We start from the raw sequence: 18,207 nt of genomic DNA on the forward strand, positions 1-18,207 counted from the left end.
TGCGTGTATCAAAACCTATATCGAGATTCATTATGATTTTGGAGGAGACAGCGGCGTGACTGTGACGGTGAAGCACGAAAAAACTATATGTCGCATTTGTGAGGCACAGTGTGGTCTTGTTGTCAGTACTCAGGATAATCGTATCGTCGATATTCAGCCCAACGTAGATCATGTTGCCAGTAAAGGCTATGCCTGTATCAAAGGTCTAAAAATGGGAGACTTTGTGCATAGCCCTGACCGATTGACGCAGCCTCTGAAAAAAGTAGATGGTCAGTTTGTCCCCGTTACCTGGGATCAGGCCATTGCCGAGATCGGCCGAAAAATGAAAGCGATTCATCAAAAAGGTGGTGGAGATTCGATCGCGGCCTACATGGGTAATCCGATTGGCTTCAGTATGTGGCCGACGACCATGATGACATTCTTTCTAAAGGCATTTGATGCTGACAAGTTATTCACACCGGGTACTCAGGATTGCGCTAATAAGTTTGCCGGAGGCGAGCGATTGTTTGGCAGTCCCAACGATCAGGTGTTCCCCGATATTGATCATACAAATTTATTGATTGTTGTCGGCAGCAACCCTGTGATTTCAAAGATGAGCTTCATTACCCTGCCGCACCCGATGAAGAGGCTAGGTGAGATTGAGAGCAGGGGAGGGAAGGTCTACTGGATCAATCCGCGATATACCGAGTCTGCCAAGCGACTAGGCGTGCATGTGCCGATTCGCGCCGATACCGATGTTTTCTTTTTTTTGGGTTTTCTTCATGAGGTGATCAGGCGTGGCGCGGTAGATATGGCACATGTACAGCGGTATATGAATGGCTATGACAGTCTCGTCGAACTCTCTCAGCCTTGGAGCCCTGAGCGAGTTGCTGAGGTGACCCATATACCGGCGGCCACCTTAAGACAAATCGTAACCGATTATCTGGCTGCTGACGGTGCTGCGATTTACTCATCTACTGGTGTAAATCAGGGCAGCCAGGGGTTAATGGTTTATTGGCTACAGGAGGCGATAAATGCGATTACCGGTAATCTCGACAAAAAGGGTGGAGTTCTGGCAGGTAAGGGAATTTTCCCGGCCCCGCCCTCTGCAGGCAAAGCGCCGAGGTCGCGTATTAGTGATGTTCCCTATGTAAACAGTATTATTCCCGCAGGCATTATGGCGGATGAAATTCTGACGCCTGGCCCCGGTAAGGTTCGCGCCCTGTTTAACATGGCGGGAAACCCATTGCTAACGTGTGCCGGTAGTGACCGGCTAGCAAGCGCATTTGAAGACCTGGAATTGCTCGTCTGTATCGATATAGTGCGTAACGAAACGGCCGAATATGCAGACTATATTCTTCCTGGTTTGCATAGTCTGGAACGTCCTGACGTGCCCTTTTACTTTTTCTCTTTTATGGGCCTCATGCCGGTTCGAAGTTTCACCTACACAGAGCCAATGCTGTTACCGCCGGGTGAATGCAGGGACGAAGGTTTAATTTTTCGTCAGTTGTGTCAAAGCGCAGGTAGGCCAATAGCAGGGTCCAGAATATTTGGGTTACTTAGCGTCGCAGCGGAGAAGATGGCAAAAATGCCAGTACTTGGTAAGAAGACAACACTGGACCGGATATTTTTGTCCCTGTTAACACGTTCAGGAGGGCTTGGTGGCTTGAGAAAATTACGCAGGTTCGCAGATGGCATCTTATTGGAGGAAAATCAGCCTGGCGATTATCTCGGAAAACGTGTTAACACACTCTCTGGTAAAGTCGAGCTGGCACCATCAGATCTAGTAGAGCGTGCGCGAGGCCTCGACAAGTTATTCGCGTGTGAGAAAGGCAACACCGGCAGACTAAAACTTATTCAAAAGCGAGAACGTTTCACGCATAACAGCTGGGCGCATAATGTTCGGGAATTTGTACAAGGTAATCGCCATACGAATTATCTCTTTATTCATCCAAGCGACGCGCAGTCAAGAAGTCTCTCAGAAGGCGACACAGCAAAAGTCAGCGTGGGTAGTAAAGCCATCGAAGTACCCGTGAGATTAGACGAGGATTTACTGCCGGGAACAATCTCAGTGCCTCATGGATGGGGTCATCAGCGTGCACGGGGACTCAGTGTTGCTCGAACTACCGGAGGAGCCAACGTCAATATAATCATGCCGGATGGGCCAGAGTCTATCGAGCAGGGCTCGGGCATGTCGCATATGAACGGTGTAATCGCCGAGGTTGATCGAGCATAAGTGATAGCTCAAAGGGTTGGGAAAAATATTGGCTACAAGTCCCTCAGGCGCTCGCGGTGCGTGACATAGGCGCGGCTCGAACGCTGTAAGCTGCTGCGCCTGTCTCTGGGTTCCTTATGGCATTGCAGCGTGTTGAACCGCGATCTTCTCCGAAGGAAAGGCAGAATCTGTTGAAATTTCGACAGAGTCGCCTGCAGGTCTTAATTGGTGAAGACGAAGTCCTGATCCCATCTGAGATTATGGTCTGACTCCGAAGCAAAATAGGCGGGCCGGCTCAATAATGTTTCAGAAAAGCACCAACCGTTACGGCGCCGGGTCAGAGTGATAGGCTCCATGTGTCCGGACCAGCCACGTGTAATCATGTCCGACGTCGTTCCCTGCCCTATCGGACTGTCTCTCGATGGACAGTACGATCCTGCCGACTTCGATAATTGAGCCGATGTATAGTTGTACTACTCTCTCTTACTGCGGCTTGAGGGCAGGGCCCTGCGAAAAACGTATGCCGGCCGCCGGTGGTTTCGCGGTTACAATAGCCGACTGAGTAAGTCGATTGTCGTTCTCGGCGGCCGGACAGACTTTGAAATCGAAATCTGGATAAGTGAGTTATGAAAATATTATCAAGGGGAATTCTATGTGCAGTCATGTCGACGTTTTGTTGGCTGAGTCCAGGATTTGCTACTGCCGCTGAGCTGACCGTGCAGCTTGAAAATCCCCCTCTATCGGGAGCAGTGGTACTGGTTTTATTCAGCTCAGCGAATACGTTTGGCGATTTTCGTGATCCTGCCAGGCTCGAGACGTATGCGCCGAGTGAGGCTAATCGATACGTCATGCGCGATATCTCTGCCGGCGAATATGCCTTGATGGTCTATCAGGATGAGAACAAAAATCTTGAAATTGATAGAAGCTTCATCGGGATTCCAACAGAGCCATTGGGGTTTTCAAATGGGTATCGACCGAAGGGACCGCCGAGTTACTCGCGGGCCGCGTTTAACCTGGAGGAGGACGAGAAGGTAGAGTTTAGTATCGGACTATACCGTCCGTTGGGCAAGCGCGGCCGCCTCGGTGTCGGTGTGGGTGCCATTAGCCGCAGTAGCCCCTACCGAGGCTACGACGGCGGTGTAACTCAAGTGATTCCCGCCGTAACCTATAATGGTGATCGTCTGCAGATACTTGGACCGAAGATCAGTTTTGGGCTGATTGGTACGGGAGAGCTCAGACTGGCCGCCGCAGGAACTTATCGGCCTGGTGTCTACGATGAGGACGACAGCGACTACCTCTCGGGTATGGGAGATCGAGACAGCACGTTTATGGCGGGCCTTGCGCTGCGGGCAGAACTGCCGATGGGCTTCGACGCCGCGCTGAGTTATCAGCATGATGTGCTCGACAGGATTGGGGGCGGAGAGGCCAGACTTTCGATAGACAAATCGTTTCAGTTCGGCGGTTTCCGATTATCGCCAGAGCTTGGCGTGAATTGGCTGGCACAGGATCTCGCCGATTATGATTTTGGTGTGCCCCGGGACAAGGCCACAGCTGTAAGACCTGCCTACCGTGTCGATTCGGTGTTCACTGCTGATGTGGGTGCGGGTATCCTGTATGAGATAACAACAGATTGGTTACTGGTTGCAAATGTTGCGGTAGAGTTTTTTGATGATGAGATCACGGATAGCCCAATTGTAAACGAAGATTATGTAATTAAGGGTTTCTTTGCCGTCAACTACGTTTTCTAGCGGGGCGTTGTGCTAAATAAGCACGAACATTAGAGCAGGAGGCCAAGTGGAACTCGGCCCATCGATAAAAAACTGCAGCGCCACGCTATCCATAACCTTTGCTGTACCTTAATCGCTATCCCAAAATGACGTGTTAGTGCCGAGCAGATAGAATGAATCCGGTCAGGTTGGCTAGCCATTAATGAGTAGCAGTTTCCACAGCACGCAGTTTATTTGATCTATACTTGAGTCGGTGAGACCATGAGAAACGACCCGATTGCCGCGGTGTCTTGACTATGCTGTCACAGCAGGGCGGCCATAAACGGTGCTTCGTTTCACGGCGCTATCGCTTAAGCGAAGACTCCCCGCTCATGCGAGAAGGATAGGTCTGATGTTATTAGCTTTAAAAAGTTTTATTGCAAACCCAGCTGATGGGTCGCTATGCGGTAACAATGGCGGGAGGGTAAGTGCCCCGCTTGGCTCTGCTGCCAAGATTGACTGGTCAGCAGTGGATAGTGGCCGCAGCGCACTGCGCAGAAAACCCAGTTTTTCACGTCTTATGCATACGGCGAAGTTGGCGCTCTCGTGAGTAATCACCGGGTCAACAATGCGGTCTATAACGAGGCTCAAGAAGCTCGGGCTGGACTTCGTCCCTGGTTCTTTTTTTTGGTGGCAGGGCTTTTTTACTTTTATGAATTTTTTGCGCGTGTTGCACCTGGAGTCCTGAAGGCCGACATTCTCGAGGCCACGGGAGCGAGCGACGGCATTTTCGGCCTTGCCATGAGCATGTACTTCCTTGCTTATGCGCCGGCACAGCTCGTCGTTGGGCGTTTGTTGGACCGCTTTGGCGTTCGACTAGTCGCGGCCCCTGCTGCAGCATTCGTTGCTGTGGGGTGCCTTGTTTTTGCGGCCACCGATAATATCGTCGCTATGGGCCTGGGACGGTTTATGCAAGGACTGGGCAGCTCAGTTGCGTACCTGGGGGTGGTCTATCTGGCGATGGTTTGGTTTCCGCCAAGCCGCCACGGGGTTGTCCCCGGCCTAGCGGTAGCGATGGGTACGTTGGGCGCGTCTACGGCACAGTTTCCTTTAACGATACTCGCTGAATCCTTTGGCTGGCGCGCGCCACTATTTGTCTGCACGCTGGTCGGTTTCGGAATTGCCATCATGCTCTGGTTTTTCGTGCCACGCCGCCCGTCGTGGTTTATAGAATTGATGAAGCAGGACGGTTATAACCCTGATGCACCAGTACCCATTCTCACCACCATCATGCAGGTCGCGAAAGATCGCCAACTTTGGCTGATTGCACTATCTGGAGCGGGGCTATATCTCCCCATCTCTGTCATAGGCGATCTGTGGGGTGACGCCTTTCTGCAAATAGAAACCGGTTTATCGATAAAGGGCGCCAGTCTAGCGACCACGCTGATTTTCATTGGTTTTGCTGCTGGTGGAGTGTGTTTTGGCCATCTCGCCGACCGCCTTGGCCGCAGAAAAATTCTGTACTTGAGTTGCGCCATAGCGTCCACAATAATTGCGTCATTGATTATGCTCGCCAATATTCAGCCGACATGGTTTACCGTTGTTTTGTTGGGAATGCTTGGCTTTACGACGGGGGGGCAAGCGCTTGCGTTTGTAATGACTGCGGACAATGCAGCGCGACATAACCGTGGAATGAAACTCGCTTTTGTAAACTTTGTCGTAATGTTCTTGCCGGTTCTGGCACAACCAAGCGTCGGCTTTATCGCTAATATGGGTGTGGCCAGCAACGGACTACCGTCGGAAGTGCAGGAGCTCAAGGGTTACAGTCTTGTTGTAGCGCTAATGATTATCGGAACAATAATTACCTTCTTTATCCGCGATACCAAGCCAAGAGACGACAGTAGTGCTCTCGGACATTAATGGTCAAACCGTGCGAAGAAAAAACCCGAGGATAATTGAATAAAAAATGTAGGTCTTCTCCTAGACATGTCGCGGGGTCAAGGACAAGGCAGCAAGCTTAGGCAATGGCCTACGGAATGGCTGAAAATGCAGAACCAGCGTGAGTGATCGCCGAATAGTATTCGGCGATAGGGGTGTTCCAGAAACTAGACATGAGGAAGTAGGGGTTATCCCTCCGCAGACGTGAGAAACGATGCTGCGTCTGGGTGACACATCGCCGGTGGACGACGCGCCATACGAATGTCCCCGCCGTTACGAATAATATAAGAGTATCCAAACCTATGAAGAGGCAAACGTTTAGCCATTCACACGACGATACTGACCATTCTGATGAGGTCGAATGGATTGTGATAGACGGAAGCACGCGTGGAGATCTCTCGCAACTGGCGAAAGAAGATGATATTCCGGCCGTAATTTCCTCCTTAATTCAAACGGCACCCTCCCATAGTGAGCGGGTGCACCTGGAGTCAGGAGTTGTACTGCGCATGGTGCGTCGCGATACCGAGAAAGCGGATGTGTTGGTGGGTTTCAATCTACTGATCCAGCCCACTCGTTTAATCACGGTATGTTTTGGCGTTTTTGATGTGGTCGAGGATGTTTTTGATAAATACAGCGGAGCGAACTTTGGCGGCAGTGCGTTCCGTCTGCTGCCGTTACTGGTGACTGCGTTGGTCAAGCCTGTGGAATCTGAGCTGACATCTCTTTCAGATCATATTGATGAACTCGAGGATCATGTCATGGAAGACAAGCATTACGCGGGAGATGATGCCGTAGTAATGGCAGGTAGGGAGGCATTGGCACTGCGTCGCTACTTGTCACCGATGGGCGCCGAATTGACCTTTTTATCGCTAAACCCGCATGAGTTGCCGGGCGTGGCTGATGTGAAATATCTGCGGCGGGAAGCGGAATACATTGGTCGATTAATCGGTTCAATTGAGACTATTCATCATCGTGTAAATCTGTTGCTTAATTATCTACGAAATCGCGACGAGGAAAAAATTGGGCGCTCAATGCACAAGTTGGCGCTCGTAGCGACGGTGTTTTTGCCGCTGACGTTTATTACCGGGCTTCTGGGCATCAATGTTGCGGGTGTTCCTGATGCTCACGACCCACTTGCCTTTTGGCGGGTCTGCGGGTTCCTGCTGTTTATTGGAGTACTGGCGGTTGTGGTTATCAAGTGGAAAAAATGGATGTGAACGACACGTAGTATCCACAAGTGGATGTCTCAACAGCGATAGTTTTGCTAGTCAAGAAGGTCTGAGCCATCTTCTGAAGAATCATAACGCTCACAGACGTAGCCGGATCCGCCGCTGGAGGCTCTATCAATCCAGGTAATATCCGCACTCGTGACGGTGGTCTTTTAGAACACAGTGACCAGATCGTCGAGGTCGCAATTGGTATCATCGAAGCCACCGGGACAGCCGTTAACCATGTTAGCTTTATCATTGTAGACTTTGCGCACCGCTGGTTTTTCCGCAAAATAAATTGCAGCCCATGCCTGCTTTTCCAGATGAAAATCCTCTTCTTTTACGGCTCTGGTGGCTCTGTCATTGCAGCGCTGCTCGACCAACGCTCGCTTGGAAGGCGGCAGTCGTTCTAGCGATGCGGGATCGCCACAGCTACCACTGGTAGCGAAGAGCTGCGCGCTGGCTAGAGAGCAAGCAATCAACGTTATGGTCAATTTAATGTATTTCAATATAGGAAGCTGCATATCATCGAACCCCATCAGTTAACTAAACGAGATAGAAGATAGCTCTGTCACTATCGATCAGGGTGTCAGCTCAGAAACGGTCTAGGTTCATCACTTTAACCCAGGCTTTGATGAAGTCTCGCGTAAACCGCTCTTTCGAATCGCTTTGCGCATAAATCTCAGCAATCGACCGCAGGATCGAGTTTGACCCGAACACCAAGTCTGCGCGAGTGGCCGAGAACTTCACCGCGCCAGACCTGCGATCACGGCCTTCGAACAGCTCGTTAGTCGAGTCCGGCACCCATTTAGTTGCCATGTCGAGAACAGCGACGAAGAAGTCATTGCTCAACGTACCGACATCATCCGTGAATACGCCGTGGGTGCTGCCAGCCGCATTCGCGCCAAGGGTACGGAGACCGCCTATAAGAACAGTCATTTCCGGCGCACTCAATGTTAAGAGGGCGGCGCGGTCAACCAAAAGCTCTTCTGTCGTGCGTGGGTCATCGGTCCTGTTGTAGTTGCGAAAGCCGTCGGTTTTTGGCTCCAGGACGTCGAACGAATCGATATCAGTCCAGTCCTGGGTCGCATCGCCGCGGCCGGGTGTGAAGGGCACTTTCTCGCCAGAGGTCTGCTCTATCGCAGCGCAACCGCCAAGCACGATTAGGTCCGCTACAGAGACACGCGTGCCGCTCACATTAAACTCAGCCTGAATCTCTTCCAGTTTGGCGATCACGGCGGACACCCCGGACGAGACGTTGATATCCCAGTCTTTTTGCGGAGCAAGTCGAATGCGGGCGCCATTAGCGCCGCCACGTTTATCAGAATTGCGGAACGTCGAGGCTGAAGCCCATGCCGTATTGACCAGCTGAGAAACGGACAGGCCAGATTTCAGAATTCTGCTTTTTAAGTCAGCTATCTCTGCATCAGTGATGATCGCACCAGAATGAGCCGGAATCGGATCCTGCCAAATCAGGTCTTCGTCAGGCGCCTCAGGGCCCGCATACCGGGTTTTGGGACCCATGTCGCGGTGGGTGAGCTTGAACCAGGCACGAGCATACGCATCGGCGAACTTGTCTGGATTGGCTAAAAAATCAGCCGAAATTTTTGCATAATCGGGAAACAGCTTCAGCGACATATCAGCTGTGGTCATCATCAGCGGCTGCGTCCCGGATGAGTCATGCGCCATCGGCGCCTCAGGAGCGCCCTGGCCGGCCGCGGGCTGCCACTGGATGTGCCCTGCTGGGCTGGTAACTTTCTCCCAGTCGTACCTCAGCAGGTTCTCGAAATAGGTCATATCCCAAGTGTCTGGGGTCGGCGTCCACGCACCCTCAAAACCTGCGGTGGTGGTGTCATCGCCATTGCCAGTGCCATGGCTGTTTATCCAGCCCAGCCCCATGTTTTCCATTGGGGCGCCCTCTGGCTCTACGCCAACCAGATGTTCTGGTCCCGCACCGTGACCTTTACCAAAGGTATGACCTCCGGCGACCAGCGCCACAGTCTCCTCGTCATTCATTGCCATGCGAGCGAAAGTCACGCGGATATCGTGCGCCTCAGCAAGCGGATCTGGAACCGCATCCGGGCCTTCAGGATTCACATAAATCAAACCCATCATCACAGCGCCGAGGGGCGTATCGAGCTTATTGGCATCTGCATCAGCTGCAGTGTATTCACGTTGCCCCGCATAGCGGCTGTTCGTATTACCAGATGCTGCCAGCCATTCCGCTTCCGGACCCCAGTAAATATCCTCTTCTGGCTCAAACCAATCAGCACGTCCTCCAGAGAAACCAAACGTTTTGAGTCCGCTTTGCTCCATGCCAACGTTCGCCGCTAGGATCATCAGATCTGCCCATGAGATATGATTTCCATACTTCTGTTTGATCGGCCACAGCAGGCGGCGGGCTTTATCGAGATTGCCATTGTCCGGCCAGCTGTTCAGTGGTGCAAATCGCTGTGAACCAGAATTAGCGCCGCCGCGACCATCATAGGTGCGGTAGGTTCCGGCACTGTGCCAAGCCATGCGAACGAAGAATCCGGTGTAGTTGCCATAATCGGCAGGCCACCAGTCCTGGCTGTTCGTCATTAAGCTGGCCAGGTCTTTTTTCAGCGCGCCATAGTCAATAGCATTGAACGCCTCAACATAGTCGAAATCATTTTCAAGTGGGCTGACTTGCGGCGCATTTTGATTCAAAATCTTGAGATTGAGCTGCTCAGGCCACCAGCTCTTGTTTGCGAGATCGCCGGTCTTGAAACCGCCACGAATCGGGCATTTCATTTCATCATTCATACAATTTCCTGTCACCGATTGAGGTTGTGTTGACGGTTGGATAAGCAGCCACTGCGATGAAAACATAGGCTAGATAAAAACACTAGTGGGAACAGACAGGTTCGACAATACGAGTTGCGGAATTTAAAAAATGTGAGAAAAACCTGCCTGCATTTTTGCAAGTCAACAGATGCGAATGAAAGCACAATTTATATGTGGGTATTAGCAATAGGCGGCAACGGGCAGTTCGAGAGCGCTAGTGGCTTCCAGCGCTGAGCCAGGAAGGGAAGTGAAGGCCTGTACCATACCGCACTCAATGTGGAATCGGTTGGCCCCGTCTGCCGCGACTCATTCTGAGTCAGCTGCGCATGGCGGTCTGCCACAGGAATAGGCAAACAGGCACCCATTATAGTGTTTTGACGCACCTCATCGCTGATGCCGACGTGCAGAGTGCTATCGCGGGCGCCGCTTTACAATCCGGGAGGGCTGATCCAGCGGACCTATGGATTGGATCCGGTCAAGCGGTGGTGCCCTTCGAAAACCAGTTTAGCGAGGGCACCTCGTTGATGTAATGACAGCGCCCGGTGCTTTGTATGGCGAATCGTAATCAATTCGTTTACTGTTGCCTCAATGAAAGACCAGCGTAAAAGCCCTGTTCTGTCCGAAGATGTCGTTTCCAGAATAATTGAAATGGCGTGGGAGGATCGCACCCCATTTGAGGCAATTCAGGAAAATTACGGCTTTACTGAAGCAGACGTGATCAAGATTATGAGATCGTCGCTGAAAGCGTCCAGTTTTCGTCTATGGCGTAAAAGAGTCACGGGTAAAAAAACAAAACACGTAAATCTCAGAAGCTCGGACGTTAAACGTGGATACTGCCCCACACAGTACAAGCAAAGGGGCAAGTAATGTACTCGCAGATAGCAGTAATGATCCTCGAGACTGCTATCCAGGCGGCTCATACCGATACGTCGCCGCGTCTATCCTGTTCGCGCCTACGAGCTGGATGCTCTTGCAGCTAATGAGAAATGATGTAGTACAAGTCGCACGCTATATTTTAGGTCTAAGCTGGATTTATCAAGGTTTTTTTCCCAAGCTTTTGACCGTGGCACCACTGGAGAAAGCTCTAACGGCAACCATGGGGTTTTCCGATAATTTGTCTCTGCTTGTCACTAGATCGGCTGGCATTTTGGAGATAGTTTTTGGCATTGCTCTCATTGTGTTTTACAAGACTCGCGTTCTTCCGATGCTAAGTATTGTGGCATTGTTCTTCCTTTTTATATTTGTTGCACTGCAGCTTCCATCATTGCTCACGGAAGCATTCAACCCAGTAACGACAAATTTTTCTCTCATGGCTCTCAGTTATGTGTTGTTTGTTAATGCCCGTGCGTAATACGCCATTGCTGCGATGGAGCGTATCTCAGGAAACGCCGGGCACTGGCCTGTGCGTCGGATGTCATTCTGTCTAGCCAGTCTATTGTTATCTTCGATGGCGTGTGTAACGTGTGTGCGGCTTCTGTGCGATTCATTCTCGCTAATGATAAAACCGAGAGTATTCTCTTTGCGCCATTACAGAGTGAGGTGGGCGATCGACTCATGAGGCAACATGGAATAGATTCCGCTGATACCGATACGTTTTTATATGTCAGCGGTGGTAAAGCGTATATTCGCTCAGACGCTGCGCTAGAGGTCGCGCGAAACTTTGGTTTCTGGCGAGTACTTCGAATTCTTCGTTGGTTTCCCCGAGCGTGGCGCGACGCTTGCTATGCTTCTCTGGCCAGTAATCGATACCGTTGGTTCGGCAAGCGTGACCAGTGTTATTTACCTACAGCAAAAGAGCGTGATCGATTTTTGATTGAGGAAAAATAGCAGGCCAGAGCAGTGCGTGTCAGGCTTGCGGATCGCCTTTATCGACGCGTTACGCGGCTCGTAAAACAGCGGCTAATCGTAGATAGCAGATAGAACGAGGGCTGAAGTTGGTCGGTGATTCGGTCGCGGAGGTATAAGGCGCGGTACTTATTTTCTGCAGAGTACTAAATGACGCCACATCGACTTGGCAACAATCCAATTCATCAGGGCCGAAAATAGACTCAGCAAAGCAGGGGGTTTAGCGGAGTCTGTACGACTTCTCCCACCTTCGCACCCGGACACCATTGCTGCCAGTCTGCTAATTGATTATCGTTTTCCGGCTGTTTCAGTCTGGTGCCATCAGCCATGTAAATAATGGTCATAGCTCGCCGGGGTGAACCAGTCGTATTCCGGCGAGCACTATGAAACGTCCAGCCTGAATGAAAGCTGACATCGCCTGCTTTAAAAGCATTCTCTACCTGTGCCAGCTGCATAGTGGCTAATCGCTCACTAATGATTGACTCGGAATCCTCTCCGATAGGCAAGTGGCGACCAAGGTCGACTAAATGGCTTTTGGCACTGAACGAGAGTGCACCCATTTCCAGCGATGTATCTTGTAGCGGAATCCACACTGTGGTTGTGTTGTCGCCGTCTAACGGCCAATAGTACTGATCACAATGCCAGGGAGTACTGCCTCCTCCTGCACGTTTGTAAAGCGCCTGATCATGGTAGAGCCGCACACCAGTGACGCCCATCAAATCTGCTGCTATTTGCGCCAGCGTCTCATTGAAGACCATCGCGCGCACGGCTTCGCTTCTACGCCAAATATTCATAACTTGCAGGAAGGCTTGCTCGTACGCAGTCGACTCGGAGTTGGGTGGTTTTTCAGCCTGAAGGTTGTTTTTCTCCTCTATCGCGGCGCTAACTGCCCGCTCATACAGGCGCACCTGGTGTGGTGAGAAGACGCCATCGAGCTTCACAAACCCCTCGCCTCGGTAGTTTTCGCACTGTGTACTGTCTACTTGGTATGTGCTCACAGCTACCTCCATCGTATAAAAGATCACTGGTGCCGAAGCTACTAAGTTAACTCAGGGTGACGTGTTGGCACCAGAACACTCTCGGTAGATTGACCGGACACGCGTTGCGGAAGCCACAACGAAACGGTGTATTTTGCGGGTACTTTGGCAAGCTGGCGCCACGTTTTAAGCCAACATGAGTTAACGTCGCATGAGCAGATGCAGTTGCCACGTCTATGAATCGAAGCCCGGTAACGCCGCAGTGCTGCTTGCGGGCTGAATAAAGTAGCAACTTTTCGACATGGCGCCTGGTGCGTGCACGGCTAGAAATTTTCGCGTCGCTGAACGTGTCGCCGGCGCATCGCCAAGTCATCGATGCGCTCCTGTTTTGAAACTACAGGTTCATCAGAGGGCAAACTGGCTTTCAACTCCGACAACTTCACCAGCGTCGCTGTTGGGTGATGTTCGTCAGGAATACCGGCGACATCCAGCCCGTCATAGCGCATCAGTATAACACCACGTGAGAAACCCTCAGTGTCCAGCCAATTGGGCACCCCGGGGTCTGTACGAGATATAACAAAATGGTACGCGCCATCCGAACTCAAATGAGCCTGATCAGCCGTCAGTGAGGTCTGGCGGTTGGCATAGTCCAGAGACTCCCACCAGTGATGCCCTAGCTGAATGCCCTGATATTTGGCGCTACTTGGCCAGGACGTGAGAATTAATGCTTCGTCGTCTTCAATGTCATAATGTCCCCCGGACATCAGGCGGCCGGCCAGTCCTCCCTCCGAGCCCGTGTCACGCGGCGCAAGGAGTGTATTGGCCGGCACCAATCCCGCGATACGCGTTCGACTGAGTTCGGGCCAAAGACGTACCTCCTCGGAAAAAAAATTAGTAGCTGCCGTCAGTCGATCGGCCATGATCTTCGCTGAAAACAGGGGATAGTTGGGGCGGCCACTGTCAATCCTGTCGATATGCACGTCGCCTGGAAGTTCCGTGGCCCAATCAGAATGAATCTGGCGCACCAACAAACGCTGCAGCCCTGGCTGTGCTCGCAGCCAGTTACCCTCTCTGGGCTCACCGCCAATCCAGAGTTCAAAACTACCGTCCTCGGATATCTCCAGATCGTCTGTGGACAAGGTGTCAACCATCGGCGCCATCGAGTCGAGTCCATACACGGCGAAATCCAGCCGCCGGGTGCTCCCTCGCGTCCCCCACACCCGATACTCACCGTCACCGTCAAACAGCGCAATACGATATCGCTGGTCCGAATTGTCCATCCCCAGTTTATTGAAATGATTAAGCGATACAAAGAGTGGAAAATCGGGTTCAGCCAACGCCCGTGACTCCAAACTGTTGATCAAAGCCCTCACAATGTGACGGTAAGCCTCCGCTTGCTCCTTCTCGCTCCCAAACCAGGTGTGCTCGCGGACGAAAACACCTGCATCACCTATCGCTTTTGCAAGCTGATTGAGGCTTTGCTCAAGTTGCCCCGATGCGGCGACGGGCTCGGCCGCCACCTTGCGCAATTGAAACCCCGCAAGACTGGCGGCGCCAATCACAATACCCAAGCTGAATATCAATATCTTTTTAACCATACTTATCTCCCAACGTCACTCACACTGCAAAGAGCAGGGTGGTGCCAATGTAACATCTCCGACAGGGATACCGGCAGCGTGACATCAGAGTGTCGTGACATGCAGTGCGGTACCGACAAATACAGGTCTAGGAGGAGGCCGACACGGTCCCTCGTGAAACACTATAGGGCCCGTACTCGAAACTCTCGCCGAGCTCACGTACCGTGTCTAAAATGCCACAAAACTGCTTAATCTACAGGAAAAATAATCTGGCTTTGAGCGGCCCTAAACGAGTGCATTACCCACGCATAAAGCACGCGAAATCGGGCATTCCGTGAAAAATAGGGCGACCGCTTTGCACCGAGTTGCGGTGTGCCGCGCTCACCGTGACCAATCTTCTTTTGTATTCCTTGCGTATATTCTATTGATAAGGTGTGGAGAGAAGTCACAATGTTCGGAATTTTTGAGTCGTCGCCACTGAAGAAATGGCGCAAGGAGTACGATGCCCTGCTAACTCGGGCGTTCCAGGCCCAGCGAAATGGCAATATCCGTCTATATTCCGATTTGACCGCGCAGGCAGAAGCGCTGAAAGTAAAAATCGATCACGAGGCGGGTGCCTCGACGGCCTGACGGACGTGCAATGCAGACACCCAGAGGGCAAAGTGTTCCTGCTGTCTGGTCCCGCGCAGTGGCGTGCACTATATAGCGGTGGGGGTAATCGGCTGATGGAAAGTCGATTTGATGATAGTCCCCAGAGGCGAAGGGGTCGCTATGAAGAGACTGGCAGGTGGCGTGATCGTTAAAGCGTGTTTGTGGGTTTCCCCGAATTGGGGAGCGGCTGGGCTGGATTTCAGGGCCGGATACATCAAGCGCTTGTCCATTAATCGCACCTCAGGGTTCGCTGCGTCTTAACGAAGCTAGATACATAGCCTTTCAATTACGTTTTTGCCTTCCCACTTAAATGCCCAGATGAATACAGCCATTCTATGGAATCACGCAGGGTTTTCTCTGTCGTCAGATACTCAAGGCTCAGCGTTTTCTTGACCAGTCTGTCATTCGCGATCGCCCATTCCGTGGCATAGGAAACCGATTCCCGACTGAGAGGAAGGTCCATGTTGACAAAAGGGCTTAAAACATCGGCGATGGCGCCGGCCGCTCGAAGCAACCCTGGCCGGACACTGACGCGATGCAGTTTGCGGCGTGTGATTCCTTTCATCAGCCTTGCATACTCTGGCCAGCTGTAATAATTGCCGCCGATCAGGTATCGCGCAGGAGGTCCTCCACGCTCAAGTAGAGCCAGATGTGCTTGGGCTAGATCTCGAACATCAATAATTTGAATCCCGCTGGAGGTATCGAGCAGTAAGCGGGTGTTTAGAAATGTGCGTAAGCCTATCATGGCTTCGCTCAGACCTGGGTCGTCAGGCCCCATGATGCTGCCTGGATAGGTCGTATAAATAGGCGCGCCCTTGCTCTGTAACTCACGCACAAATTTTTCACACTCGATTTTGGATCGACCATAACCTGACAGTGCCGTACCCAGAGGAGAATGCTCATCGACGCTTGCAACGCCCCTGCGAAACAACGCGGTGGTGCTCGACACCTGAACCATGCGACGAATACCGCGCTGCCACGCCCCCCCCAGCACCAGACGAGTCCCCAGCAAATTGTTATTCAGTACTTTTTCAGAGTCACTGGCATGCACACTAACCAGCGCTGCGGAATGAACCACCGCATTGCAGCCTTTCAGCGCATGGTTTACGGATGTCTCATCGGTGATATCACCTTGAATATAAGGCAGATTCTCAAGCCCAAAGGGCGCGAAAACACGTTGCATTTTCTCTGGACTGCGAACCAGCAACCTAACCGAATGACCCGCATTCACGAGCGCTCTTACGGTATGGAAGCCGACAAAGCCAGTTCCTCCGGTGACCATGACGTTGAGCGCTTCTGGTGTCATTGCAGAAAATCCTTACTTTGCACTGGGATAAACAGTCACTGTCAATATACGTTTCTTGCGCCGTATTAGCGATGGCTTGTAAAACGGACTTAATGCTTGCTGCCACGGTAGTGCGGAGGAAACCCTGGTAGCTTACTCGCCATAAGTAACCATATCAGCCGACGATGAGGAGAGCGTCACCGATGTCCTGCTCAGAACGGTCAACGGAATTTGACCAACCATCTGCCCAGGGTTCTCCATAGCGCTCTGTTAGAACAGTGATTTTCACGTCAAAATAACGCTTTTGGGCCGGAACGTACTGATTTTCTGTGTTCCTGAGCCCGGTATTCAACTATCAGATCAACCGCTGCACTATAACGACGTGTTCACTGCTCAGATTCAGTTTCAAGCCGTTTCAAATAGTCGGAGAATGCGTTCAGTGCTGAACATTACAAAAAAACTGTGGGCATCGATACTGCCGGGACTCCCCGGTGCCTGATTTTTGCAATCGTGAGGCGTTGACTTGCTGAGCCAAGCGCCTTACTTACTCCCCTCTCTTACTTGCAGCGAGGCTGAAGGCCAATAGGTAATCAGCCAGCTCGACCATTGTATTGGCCAATGATAGCGGTAAGAAACCGCCCGACTCTACCAGCAAGTCATGGTGGGCTGCGTCTTCGAGGTCGTTATCACCAAGCAGAATGAGCCATTCACTTGCAGGGATCTTCCCACTGGCCGCCAGGTGGTCCCGCACCGGGCGCAATGGCAGGCCGCCGAGATTCAGATAATGAGACAGATTGATCACTGGAAACGGGTGGTAGAGTTTGTGGTTGCGGGTAATGTTGTAGTGGAATGGCAGTGTACCTGTCTCAATGCACCAGTAGCCCGGATAGGGCGCCCAGTAATGGCGTGGGAACAGCCCGGGAGCACTTGACTCAGCGATGCCCTGCAAGGGGTCCCCGGGTATATTTGCAGTTGCAATGACTTCGTTACTTTCCACGCTGTGGCGCAGCCATGGCTCATCTCGATATTTGAATAGGCGAGCCAGTGCTGGCCGGATAAAAAGATAGTATGCGACAACTATCCCGCGAACTTCCTCGTTCCCAAGATAGACGTTGATAACTGACTCGTCGATCCAGTCGGCATGGTCGTAGTAGCGCAATAATTCCAGACGATCGCCAATAACCAGAGGATGTTGTATCTGATCGCGCGTGGGTCTGGAGTGAGTGTATGTGACTGGTAACAGGTTGGGGTACCATTTTTGTAACTGCTCGTCATGGCCTTCATGCATATCGCTGCACCGCAAAAAATCATGCAGCAGTCCAGACACGATAAGCTTTTCGTTATTACCGTTGAGATTAAAACGTCGTTTGCTTGCAAAGAGAACAGCGAAAAAAGCCACTGAGATACCATGCACAAAGCCGTGTTCATCATCCTTCATCCAGGCTTGGATCATGGTGCTGGGCACTGTCTGGTTCGGTGTCAGACCCTGTTGCAAAAAACCAGAGCTGTGAGGAACATTCTCAGCTCCTGCTCTTCGGAGAATCTCTGATGGCAGAGATTCGAAATTGATATATGCCTGCAGTAGTCTCAGGAAGCCTGAAAACATCGAGCAGGTGATGCGCAGCGATTGCCGGTGGTCGTCCAGCGTTGCCACCGGCTCATTCAGCGTAGCGATCGGAGAACGAAAATCAGTCATGATAATTTTTCTAAAGGTTTCTTCATGCACCTCTCAACCCTGTGTCTTTCCACTGACTGCTCGCAAGTGCCAGCTTACCCTCTTCGCATAATAATTGACATATACAGGAACTGTAACGCAGGACGGGCCGTCCCATTATGGTGCTGTCCGCAGGAATCTGACGCATAGTGCCATGGACAGTTCTTGGCAGCTTGAGAATAATCATCTTGATAAAAATCAACATCCCATGCCTAACATGCTGACTCAATAGAGAAGGGTTACGAGTTGAAAAGTGATGAGTGAAAAGCTAGCGTTTCAGAAGTTGATATTTCAAATCCTATGT

At 51.6% G+C, this 18,207-nt stretch carries 15 protein-coding genes; 9 read left to right on the forward strand and 6 right to left on the reverse strand.

Features of this window, described 5'->3' with window-relative positions; translation table 11 throughout:
- Nucleotides 1-55 precede the first annotated feature (55 nt).
- The 4 genes from EYC82_RS15440 (at nucleotide 56) to EYC82_RS15455 (ending at nucleotide 7,055) form a co-directional block, all read left to right on the forward strand.
- Complete coding sequence (locus tag EYC82_RS15440) at nucleotides 56-2,215, forward strand: molybdopterin-containing oxidoreductase family protein (protein ID WP_279250442.1); 2,160 nt, start codon at nucleotides 56-58, stop codon at nucleotides 2,213-2,215.
- A 605-nt stretch (nucleotides 2,216-2,820) separates the two neighbouring features.
- Nucleotides 2,821-3,942 (forward strand): MipA/OmpV family protein, encoded by a 1,122-nt coding sequence (locus EYC82_RS15445; RefSeq protein ID WP_279250443.1) that lies wholly within the window; start codon nucleotides 2,821-2,823, stop codon nucleotides 3,940-3,942.
- Nucleotides 3,943-4,506: 564 nt separating this feature from the next.
- Nucleotides 4,507-5,820, forward strand: a complete 1,314-nt coding sequence (locus tag EYC82_RS15450; RefSeq protein ID WP_341475064.1) for an MFS transporter — start codon at nucleotides 4,507-4,509, stop codon at nucleotides 5,818-5,820.
- Between the two features lie 320 nt (nucleotides 5,821-6,140).
- Complete coding sequence (locus EYC82_RS15455; RefSeq protein ID WP_279250444.1) at nucleotides 6,141-7,055, forward strand: CorA family divalent cation transporter; 915 nt, start codon at nucleotides 6,141-6,143, stop codon at nucleotides 7,053-7,055.
- A gap of 164 nt (nucleotides 7,056-7,219) precedes the next feature.
- Here the strand turns inward: EYC82_RS15455 and EYC82_RS15460 are convergent, their stop codons facing one another.
- Both EYC82_RS15460 and katG read right to left on the reverse strand, forming a co-directional pair.
- On the reverse strand, nucleotides 7,220-7,570 hold the full coding sequence (locus EYC82_RS15460; protein WP_279250445.1) for a hypothetical protein: 351 nt from the start codon (nucleotides 7,568-7,570) through the stop codon (nucleotides 7,220-7,222).
- A gap of 70 nt (nucleotides 7,571-7,640) precedes the next feature.
- Nucleotides 7,641-9,833, reverse strand: coding sequence for a catalase/peroxidase HPI (gene katG, locus EYC82_RS15465; protein WP_279250446.1), 2,193 nt, complete (start codon nucleotides 9,831-9,833; stop codon nucleotides 7,641-7,643).
- A gap of 609 nt (nucleotides 9,834-10,442) precedes the next feature.
- Between katG and EYC82_RS15470 the strand changes: the two genes are divergently transcribed.
- From EYC82_RS15470 to EYC82_RS15480, 3 genes are all read left to right on the forward strand, one after another.
- The gene (locus tag EYC82_RS15470) at nucleotides 10,443-10,721 is read left to right on the forward strand and encodes a TIGR03643 family protein (RefSeq protein WP_279250447.1); all 279 of its coding nucleotides are present in this window, start codon (nucleotides 10,443-10,445) and stop codon (nucleotides 10,719-10,721) included.
- A 112-nt stretch (nucleotides 10,722-10,833) separates the two neighbouring features.
- Nucleotides 10,834-11,205 carry a DoxX-like family protein gene (locus EYC82_RS15475; RefSeq protein ID WP_279250448.1) on the forward strand — a complete coding sequence of 124 codons (372 nt, stop codon included), beginning with the start codon at nucleotides 10,834-10,836 and terminating at the stop codon, nucleotides 11,203-11,205.
- Between the two features lie 89 nt (nucleotides 11,206-11,294).
- The gene (locus EYC82_RS15480) at nucleotides 11,295-11,681 is read left to right on the forward strand and encodes a thiol-disulfide oxidoreductase DCC family protein (protein WP_279250709.1); all 387 of its coding nucleotides are present in this window, start codon (nucleotides 11,295-11,297) and stop codon (nucleotides 11,679-11,681) included.
- A gap of 221 nt (nucleotides 11,682-11,902) precedes the next feature.
- Here EYC82_RS15480 and EYC82_RS15485 read toward each other — a convergent pair whose 3' ends face one another.
- Entirely contained in the window at nucleotides 11,903-12,697 is a 795-nt protein-coding gene (locus tag EYC82_RS15485; RefSeq protein ID WP_279250449.1) for a phytanoyl-CoA dioxygenase family protein, read from the reverse strand.
- Nucleotides 12,698-12,999: 302 nt separating this feature from the next.
- Entirely contained in the window at nucleotides 13,000-14,274 is a 1,275-nt protein-coding gene (locus tag EYC82_RS15490) for a hypothetical protein (protein WP_279250450.1), read from the reverse strand.
- A gap of 429 nt (nucleotides 14,275-14,703) precedes the next feature.
- Here EYC82_RS15490 and EYC82_RS15495 point away from each other — a divergent pair, with 429 nt between their 5' ends.
- Both EYC82_RS15495 and EYC82_RS15500 read left to right on the forward strand, forming a co-directional pair.
- The gene (locus tag EYC82_RS15495) at nucleotides 14,704-14,883 is read left to right on the forward strand and encodes a DUF6435 family protein (protein ID WP_279250451.1); all 180 of its coding nucleotides are present in this window, start codon (nucleotides 14,704-14,706) and stop codon (nucleotides 14,881-14,883) included.
- A 141-nt stretch (nucleotides 14,884-15,024) separates the two neighbouring features.
- The gene (locus EYC82_RS15500; RefSeq protein ID WP_279250452.1) at nucleotides 15,025-15,165 is read left to right on the forward strand and encodes a hypothetical protein; all 141 of its coding nucleotides are present in this window, start codon (nucleotides 15,025-15,027) and stop codon (nucleotides 15,163-15,165) included.
- A 25-nt stretch (nucleotides 15,166-15,190) separates the two neighbouring features.
- Here the strand turns inward: EYC82_RS15500 and EYC82_RS15505 are convergent, their stop codons facing one another.
- The gene (locus EYC82_RS15505) at nucleotides 15,191-16,210 is read right to left on the reverse strand and encodes an SDR family NAD(P)-dependent oxidoreductase (RefSeq protein WP_279250453.1); all 1,020 of its coding nucleotides are present in this window, start codon (nucleotides 16,208-16,210) and stop codon (nucleotides 15,191-15,193) included.
- Nucleotides 16,211-16,733: 523 nt separating this feature from the next.
- Nucleotides 16,734-17,885: a hypothetical protein gene (locus tag EYC82_RS15510; RefSeq protein ID WP_279250454.1), complete on the reverse strand. Its 1,152-nt coding sequence runs from the start codon at nucleotides 17,883-17,885 to the stop codon at nucleotides 16,734-16,736.
- Between the last annotated feature and the right edge of the window lie 322 nt (nucleotides 17,886-18,207).

Source organism: Candidatus Marimicrobium litorale (assembly GCF_026262645.1).
GTDB lineage: Bacteria > Pseudomonadota > Gammaproteobacteria > Pseudomonadales > Halieaceae > Marimicrobium > Marimicrobium litorale.

Excerpts from the sequence above, each read along its gene's own strand:
- EYC82_RS15460 (WP_279250445.1), bottom strand. The coding sequence starts at position 7,570 with ATGCAGCTTCCTATATTGAAATACATTAAATTGACCATAACGTTGATT.
- EYC82_RS15475 (WP_279250448.1), top strand. The coding sequence starts at position 10,834 with ATGAGAAATGATGTAGTACAAGTCGCACGCTATATTTTAGGTCTAAGC.
- EYC82_RS15470 (WP_279250447.1), top strand. The coding sequence starts at position 10,443 with ATGAAAGACCAGCGTAAAAGCCCTGTTCTGTCCGAAGATGTCGTTTCC.
- EYC82_RS15445 (WP_279250443.1), top strand. The coding sequence starts at position 2,821 with ATGAAAATATTATCAAGGGGAATTCTATGTGCAGTCATGTCGACGTTT.
- EYC82_RS15510 (WP_279250454.1), bottom strand. The coding sequence starts at position 17,885 with ATGACTGATTTTCGTTCTCCGATCGCTACGCTGAATGAGCCGGTGGCA.
- EYC82_RS15495 (WP_279250451.1), top strand. The coding sequence starts at position 14,704 with ATGTTCGGAATTTTTGAGTCGTCGCCACTGAAGAAATGGCGCAAGGAG.
- EYC82_RS15490 (WP_279250450.1), bottom strand. The coding sequence starts at position 14,274 with ATGGTTAAAAAGATATTGATATTCAGCTTGGGTATTGTGATTGGCGCC.
- EYC82_RS15455 (WP_279250444.1), top strand. The coding sequence starts at position 6,141 with ATGAAGAGGCAAACGTTTAGCCATTCACACGACGATACTGACCATTCT.
- EYC82_RS15505 (WP_279250453.1), bottom strand. The coding sequence starts at position 16,210 with ATGACACCAGAAGCGCTCAACGTCATGGTCACCGGAGGAACTGGCTTT.
- katG (WP_279250446.1), bottom strand. The coding sequence starts at position 9,833 with ATGAATGATGAAATGAAATGCCCGATTCGTGGCGGTTTCAAGACCGGC.
- EYC82_RS15500 (WP_279250452.1), top strand. The coding sequence starts at position 15,025 with ATGAAGAGACTGGCAGGTGGCGTGATCGTTAAAGCGTGTTTGTGGGTT.